This window comes from Streptomyces sp. NPDC057307 (assembly GCF_042667665.1).
Taxonomy (GTDB): Bacteria; Actinomycetota; Actinomycetes; order Streptomycetales; family Streptomycetaceae; genus Streptomyces.
Genome location: NZ_JBHUZM010000023.1, coordinates 1 through 20,636, shown reverse-complemented (window position 1 = coordinate 20,636; position 20,636 = coordinate 1). Strand labels below are relative to the sequence as shown.

9 protein-coding genes and 2 pseudogenes are annotated in these 20,636 nt (G+C 66.0%); 5 read left to right on the top strand and 6 right to left on the bottom strand.

Annotated elements, in window-relative coordinates; all coding sequences use genetic code 11:
- Positions 1-89 precede the first annotated feature (89 nt).
- Both ACFUN8_RS11900 and ACFUN8_RS11895 read left to right on the top strand, forming a co-directional pair.
- Positions 90-2,171: a GNAT family N-acetyltransferase gene (locus tag ACFUN8_RS11900; protein WP_383634790.1), complete on the top strand. Its 2,082-nt coding sequence runs from the start codon at positions 90-92 to the stop codon at positions 2,169-2,171.
- Positions 2,168-2,737 (top strand): ASCH domain-containing protein, encoded by a 570-nt coding sequence (locus ACFUN8_RS11895; RefSeq protein ID WP_383634788.1) that lies wholly within the window; start codon positions 2,168-2,170, stop codon positions 2,735-2,737. The genes ACFUN8_RS11900 and ACFUN8_RS11895 overlap by 4 nt, the downstream gene beginning before the upstream one ends.
- Here the strand turns inward: ACFUN8_RS11895 and ACFUN8_RS11890 are convergent.
- A pseudogene (locus ACFUN8_RS11890) lies at positions 2,734-2,914 on the bottom strand (IS5/IS1182 family transposase); the annotation flags it as partial. The gene ACFUN8_RS11895 and the pseudogene ACFUN8_RS11890 overlap by 4 nt on opposite strands.
- A gap of 211 nt (positions 2,915-3,125) precedes the next feature.
- Between ACFUN8_RS11890 and ACFUN8_RS11885 the strand changes: the two are divergent.
- Together ACFUN8_RS11885 and ACFUN8_RS11880 are read left to right on the top strand one after the other, a co-directional pair.
- Positions 3,126-6,206 carry an N-6 DNA methylase gene (locus tag ACFUN8_RS11885; protein WP_383634786.1) on the top strand — a complete coding sequence of 1,027 codons (3,081 nt, stop codon included), beginning with the start codon at positions 3,126-3,128 and terminating at the stop codon, positions 6,204-6,206.
- 620 nt (positions 6,207-6,826) lie between these two features.
- Positions 6,827-8,062: an SEFIR domain-containing protein gene (locus tag ACFUN8_RS11880; protein ID WP_383634784.1), complete on the top strand. Its 1,236-nt coding sequence runs from the start codon at positions 6,827-6,829 to the stop codon at positions 8,060-8,062.
- 18 nt (positions 8,063-8,080) lie between these two features.
- Here ACFUN8_RS11880 and ACFUN8_RS11875 read toward each other — a convergent pair whose 3' ends face one another.
- From ACFUN8_RS11875 to ACFUN8_RS11860, 4 genes are read right to left on the bottom strand one after another with little or no spacing between them, the layout of a single operon-like run.
- Positions 8,081-10,576: an RNaseH domain-containing protein gene (locus ACFUN8_RS11875; protein ID WP_383634782.1), complete on the bottom strand. Its 2,496-nt coding sequence runs from the start codon at positions 10,574-10,576 to the stop codon at positions 8,081-8,083.
- Positions 10,570-13,839 carry a hypothetical protein gene (locus tag ACFUN8_RS11870; RefSeq protein ID WP_383634780.1) on the bottom strand — a complete coding sequence of 1,090 codons (3,270 nt, stop codon included), beginning with the start codon at positions 13,837-13,839 and terminating at the stop codon, positions 10,570-10,572. Before ACFUN8_RS11870 ends, ACFUN8_RS11875 begins: the two co-directional genes overlap by 7 nt.
- A gap of 2 nt (positions 13,840-13,841) precedes the next feature.
- Positions 13,842-14,996, bottom strand: coding sequence for a hypothetical protein (locus ACFUN8_RS11865; RefSeq protein ID WP_383634778.1), 1,155 nt, complete (start codon positions 14,994-14,996; stop codon positions 13,842-13,844).
- Positions 14,993-16,249, bottom strand: a complete 1,257-nt coding sequence (locus tag ACFUN8_RS11860) for a PD-(D/E)XK nuclease family protein (RefSeq protein WP_383634776.1) — start codon at positions 16,247-16,249, stop codon at positions 14,993-14,995. The genes ACFUN8_RS11865 and ACFUN8_RS11860 overlap by 4 nt, the downstream gene beginning before the upstream one ends.
- A gap of 528 nt (positions 16,250-16,777) precedes the next feature.
- Between ACFUN8_RS11860 and ACFUN8_RS11855 the strand changes: the two genes are divergently transcribed.
- Positions 16,778-19,903, top strand: coding sequence for a DEAD/DEAH box helicase (locus ACFUN8_RS11855; RefSeq protein WP_383634774.1), 3,126 nt, complete (start codon positions 16,778-16,780; stop codon positions 19,901-19,903).
- 532 nt (positions 19,904-20,435) lie between these two features.
- On the opposite strand, the pseudogene ACFUN8_RS11850 reads toward ACFUN8_RS11855, so the two are convergent.
- Positions 20,436-20,636: pseudogene (locus ACFUN8_RS11850) on the bottom strand (XRE family transcriptional regulator); the annotation flags it as partial.

The following is a 20,636-nucleotide window of genomic DNA, read 5'->3' as shown; positions in this document are numbered from 1 at the left end:
GCTCTCGTTTCGCCCGCGCCGGGCCTGCCTGGCCTGGAGCAGATCGAAAAACCTGCGCATCGTGACGCACAAGCCGCAAGACTGACGCCATGCAGACGCCGAAGTCTTCCTCCGCAACACAGGTACTCATCAAAGTCGTTGGGGTTCGCGACGAGCAGCTCCTGGCAGCGATCGTGGAACTCGGCGACCGCTTCAACAAGACTCTCGGATTCATGCCGCCTGCCGCCTACGCGCAGGCGGCGGAGGAGAACCGACTACTCGCTGCGATGGCAGGTCGAAAGCTCGTCGGCTACACCCTCTTCTCACTACCGCGACAGCAGATCCGTCTCACTCATCTTTGCGTGGACCCTGATTCCCGGGGGCAGGGCGTCGGGCGCCTTCTCGTGGACGAGATCTCCGCTCGCCATCACGACCGGTCCGGCATCGTACTCAAGTGCCGCAAGGACTACGGCTACGACGCGATGTGGCGGCGATTGGGCTTCGAGGCCCGCAATGAAGTCGACGGACGCGGCAAGGACCGTAAACCCCTGGTCATCTGGTCACGCGATCACGATCACCCCCATCTGTTCTCCGACCTTGAGTCGACCGCGCTCCTGTCCGTGGCGATGGACTGCAACGTCTTCGCAGACTTGCATTCCTCCGGAGAGCGGCACGGAGCCGAGGAGTCCCGGACGCTCACCTCGGACTGGCTTGCCGGCCTGGTGGACCTTGCCGTTCTGCCCCAGCTCAAGGCGGAGATCGGCAAGATCACCAACTCCGCAGAGCGGCGTCGTCAACTCCAGGCGACCCACGGCTACACCGAGCCCAGTGTGAGTCGGAACGACGCGGACCGCCTCCTCGGGGAGCTTCAATCCGCAGTCGAAACTCACATCGGCGACAAACGGAAGCTCTCCCAAAATGATCTCCGCGACCTGCGCTACGTCGCGGAGAGCAGTGCCAGCGGCATCCTGTTCCTGGTGACAAGGGACGAGTTTCTCGCTTCCCTGTCCGACATCGCCATGTCGGTTTGTCAGGTACGAATCCTCAGGCCCTCCGACATCGTCCTGCACGTCGACGAGCTCACCAGAGCCCAGGTCTACCAACCTGGCGATCTCCTCGGCACATCACTCACAGTCCAGGCCATCCCTGCCGGCCAGGAGCAAGGGAAGCTCGTCTTCCTCAACAAGGCGGCCGGGGAGCGCCGGACCGGCTTCGTCGCAGAACTCCGCCGACTCGCCACGCATCCGGCCCGGTGGGTGCGCCAGCAGGTGGTCGACGGCGACGGCACCGTCGCCGCCATCTACGGCTACGGCGTACGCGACGGCCAGTTGGTCGTACCACTGCTTCGGGTACTCGACGGCCACCCCATGCACCAGACACTGGCCCGTCAGATCCTCTTCCGGTTGCGTGATCACTGCCGCCGATCGGGCGTTCGCCTGCTCACTCTCACGGACAGCAGCCTCCAGCCATCCGTGAGGATCGCAGCCGGCGAGGACGGCTTTCGCGAGCACGGCAAGACACTGGTCACACTCGTCCTCGACGTCTGCGCGGATGCCCAGACCGTGGACGAGCAAGCGCAGTCGGCAGCCTCGCTCATCGGCCTCCCCGTGCCGGCCGTACCGGCCGCCATGCCCGCAGCGGCCGCTGCTGCACTTGAGCGCGCCTGGTGGCCCGCGAAGATCACTGATTCACAGCTGCCGTGCTTCCTCGTTCCCATCCGGCCCATGTGGTCCAGCGACCTCTTCGGCGTCCCCAGTGCGCTCATTCCCCGGGACGATCACCTGGGCATCAGCCGCGAGCACGTCTACTACCGCGCCGCGCGCTCCAGCGGAGAGAAGGTCCCGGCCCGGATCCTCTGGTACGCCAGCTCGGACAAGAACCAGACCGTTTCCGCCGTGATCGCCTGCTCTCGCTTCGACGCCACAGTCGTCGACACCGGGCACTCGTTGTACAACCGCTTCAGGCACCTGGGAGTGTGGGGATTGGATGACATCCTACGTGCGTGCGGTGATCAAGGCCGGGCACGGGCTCTACTGTTTTCCGACACGGAGATCTTCCACCGGCCGGTGGGACTGCACAAAGTGCAGTCGCTGGCTGCGCAACGCGGGCACCCGCTCGGCGTGCAGTCGGTCTTTAAGATCACTCCCGACCTGTTCAGCGCCATCTATCAGGAAGGCCGACCAGCCCAGTGAACGAACGCGAACGCTCACTCCTGATGTCCCTCCACCCCCGCTACGCCACGGCCATCTTGGACGGCAGGAAGTCCGTCGAACTTCGGCGCCAACGCGTGGCGGTGCCGCCGGGAACGAAGGTCATCCTGTACGCCACGTCCCCCGTGATGGCCTTGGTGGGCACCGCAACCGTCACTGCCGTGCAGGTCGGCACACCGTCCGAGATCTGGAAGACGCACAAGGAACGTGGCGCAATCAGTCGCCGGGATTACCTCGCCTACATGAAAGGCGCGAAGCAGGCGTCAGCCCTACTCCTTGATCACGCCAGAACCCTCTCCGATCCAGTTCCACTGGCCCACCTCCGTGCTGGAGGCTCCTTCCACCCCCCGCAGAGCTACCGATACGTCGATCCCGATTTGCTGTGCAAGTGGCTCCGGGGGCACCCCACAGCGGACGAAGTACTCCGACAAACCGGCACTCAGCCAGCGGCAGGCGACACCAAGGCCACCAGCAAGACCCAGGCGAAACGAGGCACGGGTTCACCAATCGGCGGCAATATGATCCTTGCGCAGCATGTAGCTGCTTAGCTCTTGTCTGACAAAGGGCCTTGGGCGGGTTCGCGGAGCCAGAGGATGAGTGGGGTGAGGTGGGTGGGGATTGCGCACTACTACTTGAGACGGCCGAAACAGCGTTCGACGACGTTGCGGGCTTTGCAGAAGCTTGCGGTCGAAGGTAGGCGGTCTTCCGTCGGCCTGGCCGCGCCGCGGTGGTCTTCTGGGGGGCCCGCGTCAACGGCGAGGCTGACGGTGTGCGAAGCCCCTTGTAGGCAACTGCACCCCACCCCACGACAAGCTGTAAGTGCGGCCTCGCCCAGCAAGGACCGTGCCGAACACGCTTCGCCTGCACGACAATGGCCAACGGGGTCAGACGTCCCCTCGTCGTCCTCTGCACCTTGACGCTCTTGGAGCTCTCGCCGTGACGCTCTCCGTCCCTCCTTCGCCTACCGCGCTCGAAACCGTGCTCAAGCGGGTCGTCGAGCGCAAGGCCGCCCGCGCCGAAGCAACACTGCAGGCCGACATCCGCCAGTTTCTGTTGGATGCGGACCTCAACCTTGGCGAGCAGGATCTGCTGACCCCCGTGCTGGAAGCCCAGGTGGGCGACGGGACCGGCCACCGCATTGACATCGAGATGGGCGCGACCATCATCGAGGTCAAGAAGGACATCAGTCGTCCGAAGCCCCGTAAGGATGCCGTCGAGCAGCTGGCGAAGTACGTTCGGGCCCGGACTGAGCAGCGGGAACGTCGGCACGTCGGCATCCTCACTGACGGCGCTGACTGGCGGGCCTACACACTGGTCCGCGACGAGCTGAACGAAGTGAACCGCTTCGATGCGCGGGAGCGCAACGTCAAGGCTCTGGATCTAGTCCGGTGGCTCGAAGGCGTCTTGGCGACGTCCGAGGGTGCGGCACCCACGCCAGACGCCATCGCCACCCGCCTCGGAGCGGACAGCGTCGCCCACTCCATCGACAAGACCATCCTCACGGCGCTGTACGAGGAGAACAAAAATCAGCCGACCGTCCAGCTGAAGCGCGATCTGTGGGCACGGCTACTGCGCAGCGCCCTGGGCGCCCAGTTCGAGAACAGCGACGACTTGTTCATCGAGCACACACTCCTGGTAAACACCGCCTCGATCATCGCCCACGCCGTGATGGGCATCGACGTGAAGGACACCGCGCCCGCCTCGCTGGTCAATGGTCAGCTGTTCACACGGGCGAGAATCTCGGGGGTGGTCGAGTCGGACTTCTTCGGCTGGCCGCTGGAGACCGAGGGCGGCGAGGGCTTCATCCAGGACCTGGCCCGTCGGCTCGCCGGCTTCGACTGGTCAAGGGTCGAGCACGACGTCCTGAAGGTCCTGTACGAGTCTGTGATCACCACGGAGACCCGTAAGAAGCAGGGGGAGTACTACACACCGGACTGGCTGGCGGAAGCGACGGTGATCGAGGCCGTCCCGGACCCGCTAAACCAGCGGATCATGGACCCGTCATGCGGTTCCGGTACGTTCCTCTTTCACGGCGTACGACGTTACCTGGTCGCCGCAAGGGGCGCCGGTCTGCCGCTGCCCGAAGCCTTGGACAACCTTCACGACCATGTCGCTGGCATCGACCTCCACCCTGTCGCTGTGGCGCTGGCCCGCGTGACTTATCTACTCGCCATCGGCCGCGAAACGCTCACCTCAGAGGAGCGCGGCCCGATAAGTGTCCCCGTCTACCTGGGTGACAGCCTCCAGTGGGACCAGCGCACCGACCTCATTGACCACGGCCACCTCGTCATCAAGACCGGCACAGGTAACCAGCTCTTCGCCAACGAACTACGCTTCTCCGAAGCCTTGCTGCAGGACCCCAACCGCTTCGACGCGATCGTCAACGAACTCGCCGACAAGGCAGCCGACCCGCACCGTGCCAAGGGCAAACTGCCCTCCCTCGCTGCCGTCTTCAACCGGCACGGCGTCGCCGACACGGATGAGCGGGAAGACCTGACAGAAAATTTCCGTGTCCTGTGCGAGCTGGTCGACGAGGACCGCAACCACATCTGGTCCTACTACGTTCGCAACCTGGCCCGCCCTATGTGGCTGTCCCGCGCCGAGAATCGCGTCGACGTCCTCGTCGGCAATCCGCCCTGGCTGTCCTACCGGCACATGCCCGAAGACATGCAGAAGACCTTCAAAACCATGATGCAAGCCCGGGGCCTGTGGAAGGGGTTCGAGGTCGCCACCCACCAGGACCTGTCGGGCCTATTCATTGCCCGCGCCGTCCAGCAGTACCTGCGCGTGGACGGCTCGTTCGCCTTCGTCGTGCCCAACCCCGTGCTGGACCGCCCCTACTGGACCGGCTTCCGCACCGGCGACTGGACCGACCCAGACCACCCGGTCAAGGTCGACTTCACCGGTTCCTGGGATCTGCGCCGGCTGCGCCCACACTTCTTCCCCCGCGCCTCCGCCGTGGTCTTCGGCAGTCGGCGCCCCCTGGCCATCGGGCAGCAAGACAACAATGCCGTCCCGTTGCCGCGGGAGACTGAGATCTGGACGGGGAAGATCCCCAAAAAGGCCGCCCATTGGGAGCGAGCCAAGGGCTGGATCACCCGGAAGCAGGGTGAATTGCGCTACCCGAAGGAAGGACTGATCAGCTCGCCGTACCGGGACCGCTTTATGAACGGGGCGACCATCTTCCCCAAAGTTTTCTTCTTCGTCGAGGAACAGGCGGCCGGTCCTCTTGGCCTGGGCGGCGGCCGGGTCTCGGTCCGCTCCCAGCGCAGCACTCTGGAGAAGAAGCCCTGGAAGGAACTCCCCGATCTGGAAGGGTCGGTCGAGAAGCAGTTTGTCCGGCCTGTTCTGCTCGGCGAGCACGTCGTCCCCTACCGGATTTTGGGTGCCGATAAGGCCGTCCTACCCGTCGAGGGGACGAAGACTCTCATGGACGGCGATCATGACCACCTCGACCGTTACCCGGACCTGGCGAAATGGTGGCGCGACGCCGAACGACTCTGGGATGCCAATCGCTCCAGCGGACGGCTCTCGCTGGCGGAGAGGCTTAACTTCCGCAAGGGGCTCACCGAGCAGCTTCCAGGCGCGCCGCTGCGGGTGGTTTATGGAGCTTCCGGCATGTACGTCACGGCGGCGTTGGTGGACGATCCGAACGCGGTCATCGAGCATAAGTTGTACTGGGGAACCGTTGCCACTCGGCAGGAGGGTTTGTACCTACTGGCGGTGCTCAACTCGCCATACACCACTGAAGTCGTGCGCCCCCTCATGTCCTACGGCAAGGACGAACGGGACATCGACAAGGCCGTATGGGAGCTGCCCATCCCGGACTTCGACCCCTCCGACTCCAAGCACGCACGAATCGCGGAGATTGGTGAGGCCGAGGCTCAGCGGATCGCGGAGCTGAAGTTTGAGCACGGCAAGAGCTACATCCAGATCCGCCGCACCCTGCGCGACTTCCTCCTCAGCTCCCCCGACGCCGAGGAACTGGATCAACTGGTCACCGAACTACTCGGCTGAGATGCGTCCCGCCACTTCATCGTCCTGCTGCTGCGGTTGCGCCTGGAGGGCGGGGAAGGGCGGGGCTGCGGATTTACAAAGCTGGCATAACTTGCGTGAGCGGACCGGCTGGTGTCAGGGCGGACTCGGTGTCACGCGAACTGTGACCGTACTCCTCTGATCAGCGGAAACGAGAGTCTGCGGCATCGCGCGACACTGTCCGGGATGATCTTGCAGGCCCTCGTAATGCGTAGGTCTCGGGTTCGAATCCCGAAGGCGGCTCCGATGTGAACCCCAGGTCATGCCTCTGACCTGGGGTTTCTTAATTTGTCGTCGTCGATGTGCGGTATACACCTGACGCTTGGCGCCTCCGATGGACGGCCGGTGGACAGCTGTGCGCTATGTAGCGTCAGGAATCGCCCCGGGAGTCCGAATCTCTGGCGTTGCTTGCACTGTTCGTGACTTGAGCTTTGTGATCTATCGAACGAATGATCCACTTTGAGTGGGTCGCTGTCGAAGGCGTCGCATGCGAGATCGGTGGAAAGTTGACAGATGTCTGATATTTAACCGGTGACAGGCCGCGAGGCGAGGGGAAGCCCTTAATGTGGCGCCATCGCAGCGAATCACGGAAAGGTGCATCAGTGGATCCACAGAGGCGCGTCCACATCGACCTCACTGTTGTGCATGAGGGCGGCAGGAGGATGGATTCCTCGCCGAACGGTGTCAGTGTGGGCTCGACGCATCTGCGCAGCTGGCAGGTGGATCGCATCGATATCCCGTCGAACATGTTCGACGGATGCGACGCCTATCTAGTCAAGATCAATTACGATCTTGAAATCGATCCCGATTGCCTGGGGATGCCTTGGTTCGAAATTTCTTTCGAATTCCTCTCCGGGGGGACGGGCGATCAGACCACCGTCGTCGATGCTCTTCCTCGCTTCGGTACGTCTCCAGAAATTCCCAAGCCCTACGTGCTCAACCGGTTCCTGAACTTCGTCCCGAGCGAGGGTGATGCGTCCACCCAGGTCCTGCTACCGGCGACCACGGACAGGGTCGACATGTTCGGTGCCGGCGGCAACAGCGTGCGGTGGAGGCATGTAGCGCTCGGCGAGACCGGTGTCCGTCCCGGCTCCTATGCTGCCTGGGTCGTCCTGCTCGCCCCCGTGGGGCAGGTTGAGCAGCGAGTGGAATGCTCCGCTCGATACGACCTGTCGGTCCTCCCGGATGTTGAATATCGTCCCACACAGGTGCCAGTCGATTTTCGACTGAGTCTGGTCGCGCTCCGGGAGGGCCTGAAGGGCGTGGCGCCTTCGCTCTCGGCCGCCATCGAAGACCCGAGCCAGGAGTACCACCCTTCCGTTTTCATCTGCTACGCGCACGACTCGCCGCAGCACAAGGAAACTGCCAGGCGGTTCGCCAACCTTCTTGTCGAGAACGGCGTTCGTGTGGACATGGACCGATATTCGGAGGGTAAGCGCGGGGATTGGGGCATCTGGGCGAGGGAGCGCATCGATCAGGTTGATTTCGTCATCGTTCTTGCCTCCCCCATCTGTCGCAAAGCGTTCGACGGCGAGTTGCGCGGGCGCGCGCACCCGGGGATTCGGAGTGAGTCCCAGCTCATCAATGAGCGGCTTCACGCACACCGCGACGAGTGGACCGCCAAGGTGTTGCCCGTTGTCCTGCCTCATGAACTGGTGGACAACATCCCCGAGATGCTGCAGCCATGGACGTCGGACCATTACGACGTCACGGAGCTCACCCCAGAGGGCGTCGACGACCTGCTGCGGGCGATGACGGGAGTACCGAAGTACTCCCGGCCACCTCTCGGTCAGCTGCCGGCCGGGGTGCTCAAGCCGTTGAGCGGTGCTGAGTCCTGACCGGCGGTACCGGAGCCCTCAGGCATCCTCGTCCCCCGACACCCGGTAGTCGGGGTGGTCGTAGTCGATGACGGTCGCCAGATGGAGGGGTACGGGCATCTGCGTCCGGTCGTCCCAGGAGATGGCCTGTTCGCAGAGGCTTGCCGTCAGACCCGCCAGCTGCTCGGGAGCCCACGACCCCGGGCTCACCACCACGATCTCCTTGCCTGTGTACGAGTGCCACGGGACAGCGAGTTGGGAGGTGAGCCCGTCGGGCAAGGTCCATCGGGTGTAGAAGGCGCCCCGGTCTCCGCCCTTGGCCTTGATCGACGCGGATCGGCCGGCGAAGAGCCAGCAGCGCCCGTCGGCGTCCGGGAGCCGGTACACCTTGCGGTCCGGTGCGGCGGGCTTGGCCGGGTCGCTCGGCATGTTCGCCTTCTCCCGTCGGGTGACAGGGCGCCCGATCTCACTGAGCTCGGTGTTCAGGCGGACGACCGCGATGTCGGCGCCGCCTCCACGCACCTTGTCGCCGGGGAGCGGGCCGGCATTCAGCTGCGCGTTCTGCAGTCCCGGCCAGAGGGTCCGGGTCTCCTGGGTGTCCACGAAGATCACCATGGGGGTGCCGTCAGGGGCCATGGCGAGAAGTTCGCCGAGTCTGGCCTCGACCACATCCCGTGTCAGCTCCGTCTTCTCTCCTGTGCGGCCGAAGCGGGTGGTTCCGATGGCGCCGGAGTGAAAGTCCGCCACACCCTCGGCACTACGTACCCATGCCCGCCTCCGGTCGCTGTGGACCAGCACTTGGCAGCTCGCCAGGTCGTCAGGGTCGACGTACAGCGCCACCATGGTGAGAACCAGCGGTTTGCCTTCCGTTCCTGTCTGCTGTCTGCGGGCATGGATGCCGACCAGCAGCGCCTTCCTGTCGAGCCGGCGAGGTCGTCCGCCCGCGACCACGGAGTCCAGTAGCCGGTTGTCCAGGACTCCCGCGGCCCGAAGCATGTCGCGCAGGGCGGCCCGGGCGGAGTGCTTCTTGGTTTCCGTACTGGACGGGTTGGTCTTGGGCGGGAGGACGGTGGGCTCGGTGGCAAGGAACTGGGTCGGAACCCCCAAGTGCCCAAGCAGACGCCTCAGATGCGGTTTGGCATCGATCTCGGGCCGCGGTGCGTCAGGGTGGTACTCGGTCTCCAGCCAGGCTGCGACCAAGTGGTCGTCACCGGACGGAAGGTTCAGCGACCTGAGAGAGGCCGCGCGATTCACGGTGTCGTGGGCGAGCAGCTCCGGGCAGTGGCGGGTGACCACGTCCATGCGGGAGTTGACGTGGGTAGGCCGTTCTTCGGAAGCCGGCTTCACAGGCTGTCCGGCCAGCTCCTCGAGTTCGGCCAGCATACGGTCGCGTCCTGCAGACGTGGCGTAGACGCAGGCCAGAGTGACCTTTCGGAATCCGCTCGGTCCGATTGCGGAGGCAGGGAGGCCGTCGATCGGGTAGCTCGTTACACGAGGCGCGAGCCTGATCCTCTTGTCCACCTCGTAGGGCAGAGGCACGAGCAGAGGCAGAGTGGACATGATGTGTTCGTGCAGGCGAAGCATGAATCTGGGGCCGGGGCCGCTTCCCAGCGCGTGGAACCGGGTGCTCGCCATCTGAGGCCTGATCGCCCCCGGAACGCGTGGTAGCTCATCCGGAATGTCCAGTGCTGACAGCTGACATGCCTCGATGATCTTCGCGATGGCGGGATCGAGGTGGCTGCGCCACTCGCCGGTCTCTCTGTCCGGGCGGCGCCGTAGTGGGAGTTTGAGGATGGGAGAGTCGTCCTCGTTCCGCTCGATCCACACGTTCTTCGCCCAGTCCCCCTGGGGCGAGATCCTGGAAAGCTGAGCGTCGAAGCAGAGGACGGGGTCCTCGACGCCGACCCGGGTGGTCAGCCGTGCGGTCACCTTGTGCATGCTGAAAGCCGATCCGGCACGGTTGGCGAGGAGATCGCCGGGCTCCCAGGCGAGGAGGGATCCGTTGGTGTCCATGGACAGATGGACGGGCGCTCGATCGTCGATGCGCAGTGGCACTTCGGCCAGTTGCCGCATCACCTGCCACTCGGCCGTACGGAACACCCAGCCGGGCATGACCGGAACCCGGCTTGGGCGGAATCTCACGAAGTCGGCGAAGGAGCGCGCTTTCTCGGGGGCGGGCAGCAGCCCGGGGAGGAGAGGGTGGTTCTTTCCGTCACGGATATGCCTTTCCCAGGCCCGCACGGCGACCCGCAGCCGGTCGTCAAGAGCGGCGTCGCTCGTGAGGAGCAACATGCGGCTGCCCGCAGACTGCTCCTCCTCCGTGAGATCGCGTTCTCCGAACAACTTGACGGGTTGTCCGGTGGCGGCAACCAGCCCGGTGGCCAGGGCGGAGTAGCGCGGCTGCCGTTGGCTCTCCCGCTTGGGCAGGTCCGCCCATGCTTTCTCGAAGTCCGCGGTGAGGGGGTAGGCGGTGATGGAGCCCAGCAGGGAGTCCATGTCCTGCCGTGGCACGCGGTAGGCGAGGGTGATCAACACTGGGCGTCTCCGGCGTCGGGGTGTTCCGCGTATGTCAAGAAGGCCTCAAGGGTTGTGCCGTAGTACTGCTGCATCGCGGGCAGGACGCCCTCGGCGCGCCATCTGTCCCGCAATTTGAGAATCAGGGTCGCCAGGTCGGTAGCGCCCTCGGGGTCGAGCATGGCCCCGTCCACCAGATGCAGCGTCGCGTCGGTGCCGCCACGCCGTGCCCGGCCGATGAGCTGTACGGCTCCATTGATGATCTCGGCCACCACGCCGAGCTTGACGTCGAGGGGCTGCGCCTGAAAGTAGGGCGGACGGCGGATGATCTCGTCGAGGTACTGGCCGGCCACCTTACGGCGCTGTGCCAGCAGAGCTTGGGGATCGCTGGACGGGCCGCGGTGCTCTCTCAGTGCTCGTGCCTGGATGTGCGCGACGAGTTCCGCCGGCTCGTCGATCAGAGGGATCGGCCGGACGATCAGCCACACCGACCCCAGGGCTGACTTGTCGCCCTCCCCGATGATGTTCACCCCCCGTTGCACCCTGGCCAGGGGAGCGATCAGGATGTCCGCGCCCTCGACAGCGGGGAACCCCTCCAACCGGTCGGCCGGTAGCTCCCGCCATCGGCCGACGTTCACGGCTGCTTCCTGGTCGTCCGCATAGGAGCCCGGCCGGACCGCCAGGCAGATGCGCGTGGAGTCGACGCCGGCTGTGAACAGGCCTTCCGCGACGTGTCGCGCTGCCTCGTAGGACGTCGTGGCGAGAAGTACACGTTCGCGCCCCGGCTTCTCGGTTGCGAGCCATTCCAGTTCGGGCCGTAGGTATGTGCCCCACAGGGCCGTGGCGATGTGCTGGGTCGCCGCGGCACGGTCGGTTCCCTCCAGACCGGAGATCCGGCGTGGTCGGCCATCGTCGTCATCGATCCGTGCCGCCAGGACGCGCACGGCATCCTTCTGCTCGTCCGCCACCCACCATTTCGGGGTGGTGTGGATGTGGTGGTGCGGCGCGTACGGAAAGTAGGAGGTGGCCGACATCCCGAGGACGATGCGGCGGACTCCGGCGTGCCCCAGGGCAGTGGTGTCGCCGAGCCCCACGGTGTAGGTGTGCGGGTCACCGCCGAACGCTGCCGTCGACAGACGTGCCGCCTGCCCTCCGGTGTCGTCGTAGTACTCGGTGAAGGCGAAGACGAGCCTTCCCAAGGGGCCGGTCGGTGTGATGCGCCAACGTCCGTACGTACCAAGGGCGTCCGCGATGTCTTGAGCGGATTCGACCCCGATGTCGACCAGTTGGGGGTTGTTCGCCATCAGTCGGTGCAGAAATATCCGGATGCGTTCCAGAATGGCCCGGCGGAGGATCCGGTTGACGACCCGAGTTCTTTGCTCCTCGGGCAGGTCCTTGACGAGTTGGTCCAGGGCGTTTCGCGCCATGGGCAGGGACAGCCCTCCGGATCCTCCGGTGACCACCGATGCTAGGTGCTGCCGAGCGGCTCCGAAGGCTTTGGGTTCGTCATCGTGCGGTGGCATCTCGTCGACGAAGAGTGAGCGGAACATCTCCAGTTGTTTGGCGTTGACCTCCTCGGCGTCGAGTCCGAAGAGCCGGGCGGTCAGCCAGTTGTCCCACCGCCGGGGCACCATCCAATAGCGCCCCGGCCCACGCGGGCGCCGTCCTTTGGCGGGGGCCGCGGCGCCGAGACGCTCGTAGGTCAGGTGGCTGACGTAGTTCTCGGACAGGTAGCGGAGGGTCAGGTAGGCGTCGCGGACACTGGCATCGACTTCGTCCCTGAGCCGTCCTGACGTCGCCGCGAAGTCCTGATCGAATTCGCGCAGGGGAGTGTTGGTCCGACCCGCGTGGTCAAGGACGAGATGACGGCCCGCATGGTCGATGGCCGTGCTCTGGAAGCTGTCCACCTCGTCGATGACGACGATCTGACAGCGTCGCATCAGCAGCTCCTCCACGGTCAAACGGTCATCACCGCCGTAACCGTCCTCCACCGGTGCCTGAACCACTCCGAGCAGCAAGTTCGCGTGCGAGGTGACGATGACATCTGCGGTGCATGCCTCACGCACGGCCCGATAGCGCCCGCAGGAGGTCCGCCAAGGGCAGGAGACCGTGGTGATCTTCCGGCGGCCACGGGACGGCTTTCGCAGCTTGGCGCATGGCTCACTGCCCGGCTGCCAGCGGTCGATGGCCGCCTCGTCGGATCCGGCCAGCGCGGCGAGTGCGCAGCCGTAGCCGAATCGCTTCCAGATCCAGTCCGCGTCCGGGCCGTCCTCGGTGGCCCGAGCGGCCGCGGTCTCGGCCACCTTGATCAGCGACCGGGGCGAGACGAGCGGCACGACACCGCCGCCCGGCTCCACGCCGTACGTTTTCATGGCTCTTTCGATGCCGTGGATAGCCCGTACGACGTCGGCGTTGGTCGGCAGGACGAATGCCACGGAGATCCGCTGACGGACGGCCCAGCAGGCGAAGGTCTCGATGAGGACGACCGACTTGCCGAAGCCCGTGTAGGCGAGGAGCTCGTTGAGGTTGCCGGCCGTCAGGTCCAGCCCCTCGACCTTCTCATTGCCGCGCGAGCGGATCCGCTGAACGAAGCGGTCCACCGCCTTCTCGCGGTAGGCGCTTCGGCCGAGGTCCTGCTCGACTTGGTCGATGCGCTGGGCGATCTCCTTCAACTCTGCGAAGGGAACCCAGCAATTCCCCAGGGCTGGGGCGTCGCGGACCACAGGGATCGGATGCCCAGTGTCGAGATGGTGGCGCCGGATCTCGTAGTGGAGATCGATGTATGTCTGCTGGTGACCGTCCGGACCGGTGATGCCGGTCGTGGTCATGTGCGGACCCGCCTGGGCGGGCGCGAGTACACGGTTCTTTGCCGCGTGCAGTTCGTCGAGCTGCCGCAGGAAGCCGTCGACGTAGTCGGGGAGCGGCATGCCGGGGTCTACGGAGATCTGCCCGCTGCTCTCCTCCTGGCTGTCGTCGGCCACGCTGCAACCGGGGATCTGGCCCCCACCGAGCAGGCTGTCGAGGATGGGGCCCGCCGCTTCCGCGTTGGCCATCTGGTTGGGGCGTCGGCGCAGCAGCCTGGTGAAACGGCGTGCGTCGGCTGCGGAGAGGTCACGCCAGCCGGACCAGTCCGCGATGTGGCCGTCCAGCACGTAGAGCACGTCGTCGCGGGTGGTCGTGCGTCGGAACCCGCCGCCGTCCTCGGTGGGGAAGAAGCTGGCAGCCAGACCGATCGCGGCGCCCATGATGCGGGGGAACACCCTTTCGGCCCCGGGTGTGGTCATGCTCATGACGCCCTCAGCGCTCGTCGTACTTCGGCGTGGAACTTGGTCTCGGTGGTGATCTGCAGGGACGGCAGGGAAACCCTCAGGGTTTCCCACTGGTGCTCGTGCGTCTGCGGCAGGAGAACGCGGGCGCTGGGGGCCTTTGCCCGGAGGTCGGCGATCAGCCGGTGGGGCGAGCGATACTCCTTGACGTCGATCCTGAAGTCTGTGCCCCCTGCCCTGACGTGCAGGTCGTACCGGTCGCGCTCGGGCCAGAGCTCGACGGTTGCGCCGAGCTTTTCCAGTCGCTGCTTGATGCGGAGTTCGCTCGCCCCGGGGACGACGACGAATCGCCAGACGCCGTACTCCACACACCGGGATCCGGCACCCGGCCGGGCCGCGGGCGTGGCTGATCGCGGTCGCCCTTCGTCGACTCTCCTCAGAGCCGGTCGGGACCGGGGCGCCCTGGCCTCGGCCAGCCGGTAGACGTTGGCATGGGGGATGTACCGGCATCGTACGGTCGTACCGGTCACCGCCATCGGCCAGCGGCACATGGGGCACGGCCACCACCATGTCTCGCCGTCGGCCGACCGATGGAGGTGATCGGCAGGGATGTCGGTGTATCCCCGTCGGGGAAGCTTCACTCCGGTCTCGCTGACCAGCTCCCGTAGCTCGGCGGTGGAACCGGCGGGGTGCTCGATGAGGAAACGGCGCGAAGCGGTGTACCCCTCCTGGCCGTTGCCCTCGATCAGCGTCTTGAAGGTTTCGTCACGAATCCGGTCGGAGCGCATTCTCGTCCAGGTGGGCAGCCACGCCGAGGACAACGGCCCGCCCACCGGCAGTGCGTACTCGCACGCCAGGTCGTACGCCTCCGCGGTGAGCCGGTCCTCGCCGTCGAGCAACACAGTCCGAGCGATCGCCTCGTCCGCGTTTGCGTCGAGCACCGGCATCAGGCCGAGGCGCTGTCGCAGAGAGGTGATGAGGCCCAGGGGTGTTGTCGGGCCGAGACCGGGCCCGTGCGCCTCCATGACGACGCCGGTCATTCTCGCGACCTCCCGCATGGCGTCGTTCTGCCGATGTCGAACCGTCCACGCGTAGGCGGCTCGCAGAGCTGCGGCCACGACCCGGTGGGCGCGCTCCGCCGGGTCGTCCCGTGGACCGGTCAGCCAGTGGGTCACGCGCCCCTCCTCTCGGCCGCGTCGGGGCACCAGCGCGTGAACGGGCAGTCTTCGCAGGCCTTGCCCACCTTGGCCGGATACCGGGCGTCGGCGTGCCAAGGGGTTACGTACGGTTCCAGGACGCTTCTCGCCCGGGCGACGATGTCCGGTGCAGCGGTATCGATTTCGGTGACGACCGGACCGCTGGCGGTCAGCCGTTCCATCTCCACTGCGCAGTGTCCGTTCCCCGGCAGAGCTCCCGCCCGGGCGAGCAGGACAGCCAGCGCGAGTTGAGGGAACTGATCCAGCAGGTCTCCTTCATGGGGAACTCTCTTGGTCTTCGTCTCGCGCAGGGTCCACCGTTCGCCCACGCGGTAGAGCAGGTCGGTCTTGGCGACGACGACGGTGTCGGCATCCGGGTCGTAGACGGCGACCGTCCGTTCCGGCTGGACTTCCATGTCCTCGGGCCGGTCCCGCAAGGGGCAGACGAGGGAGTGGTCGCCGATCATCTGGATGCCGAGCCGGGCCTGGAGCCCGGTCAACGACCACCCCTCGTACTGCCACGCCTCGGGGGGGCCGGGCACGTCGTCGGGTTCGCAGGGGCGCTGCGGTGTACGACGGTGCCGGCTCTCGATCCACGCGTGTACGGCTTTGCCGCGCACGATCGCTTCAGTGTCCTCGGCCAGGTCGTCCCTCGGCAGGAACAGCGATTCCATGTGTGCGCGGGCCGGGCAGCGACGGTGGGTACGCCCTGTCGTCATCGACCACGAGCGGCGCGTGAGTACCGATCCGCTGATGCCGAGGAGGCCCGGCGCGGACGGGATCGCGGGGCAGGTGGCGACGACGTCGCACCTGCCGCAGTCCTTGCCGGGGCGATACGAGTTACCCGCGATCATCCCGTCGATATGTGCCTCGACGGCCGAGTCGTAGCGTTCGTACGCCTCCGTGGGAGTGCCTTCAAAAAGCACGCGGTGGGATGAGTCGGTGCAGCCGATCTCCACGAGGCGTACCAGCCGAGCGGGTTCGAACGGCCCGAGCCGGAGCGGCTTCCTGTCCCACTGGGAGGTCAGCACCGGGCGCGCGCTTGTCAGGACGCCCACCGCCACGGCGATCTCCACGTCGTCCCGAAGCAGGTTCTCCACGGAGTCAGTACGCAAGATGCGCAGTTCACGGACCCCGTGCCCGGCATAGCGTCGGTCGTCCACCATTTCTTCGTACATATCCGGGGCCCCGGGCTTGAGGGGCCCACGCTGTCGAGCCCACAGGCGCCGCACCGGCTCCAGACGTTCCTCAGGGGGAGAGCCGGCCGGAGCCGGTAGGGCTGCGGCTGCGGCGAGGTATCCGTGGACAGCGTGCTCGGTCCACCTGACGAGTGCGGGGTGAACGGGACGCCCGGGTGCGGACCGCCAGGTGGCCAAGGCGTCTTCCGGAGCCAGCCGTTCGAACTCGATGAGGTTCAGTACGTCGTGCAGAGGGCCTGGCGCCCATGAGACCAGGGGGCGGGTCGGCGTCGAGCGGCGAGGGCGAGGTGTGCCGGGGCGTATCTGAGTCGCCAGCCGATGAGGGCACCGCCTCTCGGTGCCTCGAACATTGGCGGGTTTAATTCGAACGAGATCGCCGCTGGCGGGTGTTCCCCCGATTCCAGGTGAAATGATCATGGCTCTTTCCTTCGGTGCGCTTCCGGTTTCAAAAATTTCCCTGTCCTCCTTGATCGGGTTGCCGTATCGTACGATTCTCCCGGCGCCCTCCCGGAGCCTACGGGAATGCATCGATAGCGGGGCCTGATTTTTCGAAGGAGTGGGATGGCGTTCTACGGGCTCTTCGTCGGTATCGACTACTACGAGTCGGATTTCAGGAGCTTGCGGTTCGCGAAGCGCGATGCCGCCGCCCTCTGTGCGCTTTTCGACGACAACCTTGAGGGAAGGACGACCCTGCTCCTCGATAGTGATGCCACCAAGGAGAGGCTCGTAGCGGAACTGCGCTACCTGGCCGAGGTCAGCACGGATGAAGACTTCGTCGTGATCGCCTTCTCCGGGCACGGCGTTCCCGGTGGTGCCCTGGCGACCTACGATGTCTCGCCGGACGATCCTTCCAAGGGCTCCCTGCCCCTGGACGGCCTCGCCGAACTGATCCGTCGGATCCCGGCGCGTGCGCTGCTCCTGGTGCTGGACTGCTGCTTCTCGGGCCATGCCGCGGACAAGGTTCTCCATATCGCGCGTGAAGATTTCACGAGTCGCAATGGCGCTGTCTCGGCGACGCAGAGAATGGAAGAGTTGCGCAAGGACGGGTATTTCGTTATCGCCGCCGCAGGCCGGGATCAAGAAGCTTTCGAAGAGCAGAGCGTCCGTCACGGGCTGCTCAGCTATTACCTTATTCGGGGGCTGCTCGGCCACCCGGATGCTGTTGATGGCGGTGAGGTGCATATCTTCAAGCTGGCTCACTATGTCTCCAAGAGTGTGAGTTCGCACGGTCGGAGAATGTCCCGCGACGCCCAGAAGCCCGTCCTGGGCGTCAGTTCCTCGAATTTCTCTCTGCGTGTCTTCGTGCGGGGTGCGCGCTATCTGTCGACCGATGACGCGGCAAGGCCGCTGCCCGCCACCGCGGACCTCTCGTCGCTCAAGCCTTACGGGATTCCGCCCTCGGTCCTGGAGGCGTGGGGCGGAAGCCTGGGCAAGCTCAACCGCCTGCAGGTCGATGCCATCAACGAGGGCGCTCTGTTGGAGGACATGAACGTCCTGGTCAGCGCCCCCACCGCGACGGGCAAGACCATGGTGGGCGAGCTGGGCGCCATGCGAGCGGTTGCCCGCGGGAGGAAGGCGGTCTTCCTGGTTCCCACCCGCGCCTTAGTCAGCGAACAGTACGAAGGGTTTCGGCAGCGCTACGAGCCTCTCGGATTCAGAGTGATCCGAGCCACGGGCGAGCTGAGCGACCAGATGCCGCAGCTGGTCAAGGGTGAGTTTGACCTCGCCGTCCTCACCTACGAGAAATTCATCGGGATGCTGCCCAGGCACCCAGGACTGCTGAACGTAGGTGTCCTGGTCATCGACGAGATCCAGTCCTTCGGGTTGCCCGAACGGGGCCCTCTGCTGGAGACCCTGCTCACCTGGCTGCGGGTGAGGGACGGCTCCCCAGGTGCGCCTCAGATCGTGGGCCTGTCCGCGGTCCTGGGCGAACCGCGTGAACTCGCTCGCTGGCTCCGCGCCAACCTTGTGACGATCACTCGCCGGGATGTCCCGCTGCTCGAAGGAGTGATGGGACCGGACGGGCTGCACAGGTATCGGGACCGGCAAGGGACGGAGTCGGCCGAGCAGTTGATGCAGCCGGAGGGCCCGGTCGAGATCTCCAGAGAGAGCCGTCAGCTGACACGGTTGGTGGCCGAACTGGTCTCGCAGGGCCAGCAGGTCATCGTCTTTCAGGCAACACGTGGAGGGGCTCGCGGGATTGCGCGGCAGCTTGCCGGCACACTCGGTCTGCCCCCTGCCCACACGGCGCTCGCAGGGCTGTCCAGTGAGGACGGCGGACGGACGGCGGACCTCTTGCGTACCTGCCTGGAGGGCGGGGTCGCCTTCCACATCGCGGACCTGACGACGGAGGAACGACAACTGCTGGAGGAGTCCTTCCGGAGCCGGAAGAGCGAGGTGCGCGTACTCGTGGCCACGACCACGCTGGCCCAGGGAGTCAACCTGCCCGCGGACGCCGTGGTCATCAGCGATTTGGAGCATCCCGGGGACGGTCGGCCGTATTCCGTCTCCGAGTACAAGAACATGGCCGGTCGGGCGGGGCGGACCGGTCGGAGGAAGTGGCCTGGGCGCGCCGTCATCCTGGCGCGGGGCAGCGCCGACGCCGAACAGAAGTGGCAACGGTACGTACGGGGAGAACCGGAGCCGGTACGGTCGGCGCTGCTCGATCCGGCCACCGATGTACGCGGTGTACTCCTCGCCGGCCTGGCGGAACCTGCTTCCCTTGCCCGCCGACGCTCGGGACCGGACGTCGAACGGTTCCTGGCGGCAACCTTCGCCGCTCACCAGTCCAGGGCGAACGGCTCGCCGGACCCCTTCCCGAGCACGGAGGTCCGACGCATGGTGGGCGAGCTCATCTCCGGCGGATTTCTCAAAGGAACGCCGGTTGGAGTTGGGGAGATGCCGCGCGGGCTCGTGCTGACGGACCTGGGCGGACTGGCCGTTCGCAGCGGCCTCGGCGTCGACTCCCTGTCTTCCGTGGCTGAGGCGCTGAGATCCGTACCTGCGGACAGCGTCAACCAAGCCACACTGATCTGCGCCGCTCAGCTCGCCACCGAGTTGAGTGACGTTCGGTTCGATCGGCTCCCGCGTTCCGCATACAAGCAACATCTCAGCCTTGCCGCAAGGCTGAGGAAGCGCAGGGTCGCAGAGACGGTGTGCTTCAGACTCATCGGCCCACCTTCCAGGAGCGGCATCGGCCCTGCCCGGCGCGCTGTCGCCTGCCTGATGTGGGCGGAGGGGATCAGCCTCGCTGGCATCGAACGCGCGATCGCCGACCAGGAGAAACGCACGCGGCCGGAGTTCCCCGGCCCGGTCCAGTACACGGCGCAGCGAGCCGCTGATGTGATCGCGACCGTCATCGAGATCGCCCTGCTCATCCATCCGACCGTCGATCTGGGCGATTTGCCGGACACCTTGCCCACTCAGCTCGAACTGGGCATCGTCGAGGGTCTGGTTCCCATCGCCTGGAACACGGAGGTTCCGCTCGGCCGATCTGTCTACCTCAGCCTGGCGCGGGCAGGACTGACATCGCCCGCAGCCATTCTCGCGGCCGGCCCCGGCCTCCTTCTCGACTGTGTCGGCGGTGACCCCGAGCGACACAGCGCGGTGTGGAATGCCGCGGCGATCGTGCAGGCAGATGCCGACGAGGGCGGCCACCGGAATCCGTCCTCGCCCCTGCTCGACTGACCTCGGGCGGGATCCGGCCCGAGGTGCGGGGGGAGCCCAGGCCCGTCGGCCGAGCGCCGCGCCCCAGACCGGACGGCGGGAGCCGGGAGCTCGGCTCGGGCGGTCGTCCTCGGCCCGCTCCAGGGCACCGTGTCCTCCAGCCGGGTGTGAGCTTCGTGAGACGGTCACTGCCGCCTCCGCCAGGCGTTCGAGCACCTCGTCCACACGCCGACGTGCGGTACGGGGATCACGGTCTAGGTACGCGGCGATCCGCCTCAGCCGTTGCCCGAAGCGCTCGTTGCCGGGGCCGTTCAGGGCCAGGGCTGCTCCGCCGAGCGCGGCCATTCGCGGGGGCAACGTTTCGATCAGCTCCCACAAGTAGCACCTGAGCAGAGCTCGGCCCTCCGCGGCCCTTTTGCCTTCGTCGATACCGGCAGCCCGGCGCAGGGCGCGGCCCGCGCGGTTCAGGGCTCCGGGATCCTCGATACCGAAGCCCTTGCGGAGCGCCTTCAGACCTGCCAGCACCTCCCCACCGGAGAGCTGACATGTCACATCAGTACGCAAGCCGGACACGGGCCTCCCCGAGCATCACCGGTTCCAGTCCGCCGTACAGGGCATCGGCGCGCCTCCACAGCTCGGTGGCCGCTTCGTGGTGTCCACATGCCCAACTGATATTGCCGAGCCCGGTCAGAGCACGTGCCCCTTCATAACTGCTGGCACAACTCTCCGCCAGGGCAAGGGCCTCCTTGTAGCC

What these genes read in the sequence shown, in the direction of transcription:
- ACFUN8_RS11900 (WP_383634790.1), top strand. Translation starts at nt 90, where the DNA reads ATGCAGACGCCGAAGTCTTCCTCCGCAACACAGGTACTCATCAAAGTC.
- ACFUN8_RS11870 (WP_383634780.1), bottom strand. Translation starts at nt 13,839, where the DNA reads ATGACCACACCCGGGGCCGAAAGGGTGTTCCCCCGCATCATGGGCGCC.
- ACFUN8_RS11855 (WP_383634774.1), top strand. Translation starts at nt 16,778, where the DNA reads ATGGCGTTCTACGGGCTCTTCGTCGGTATCGACTACTACGAGTCGGAT.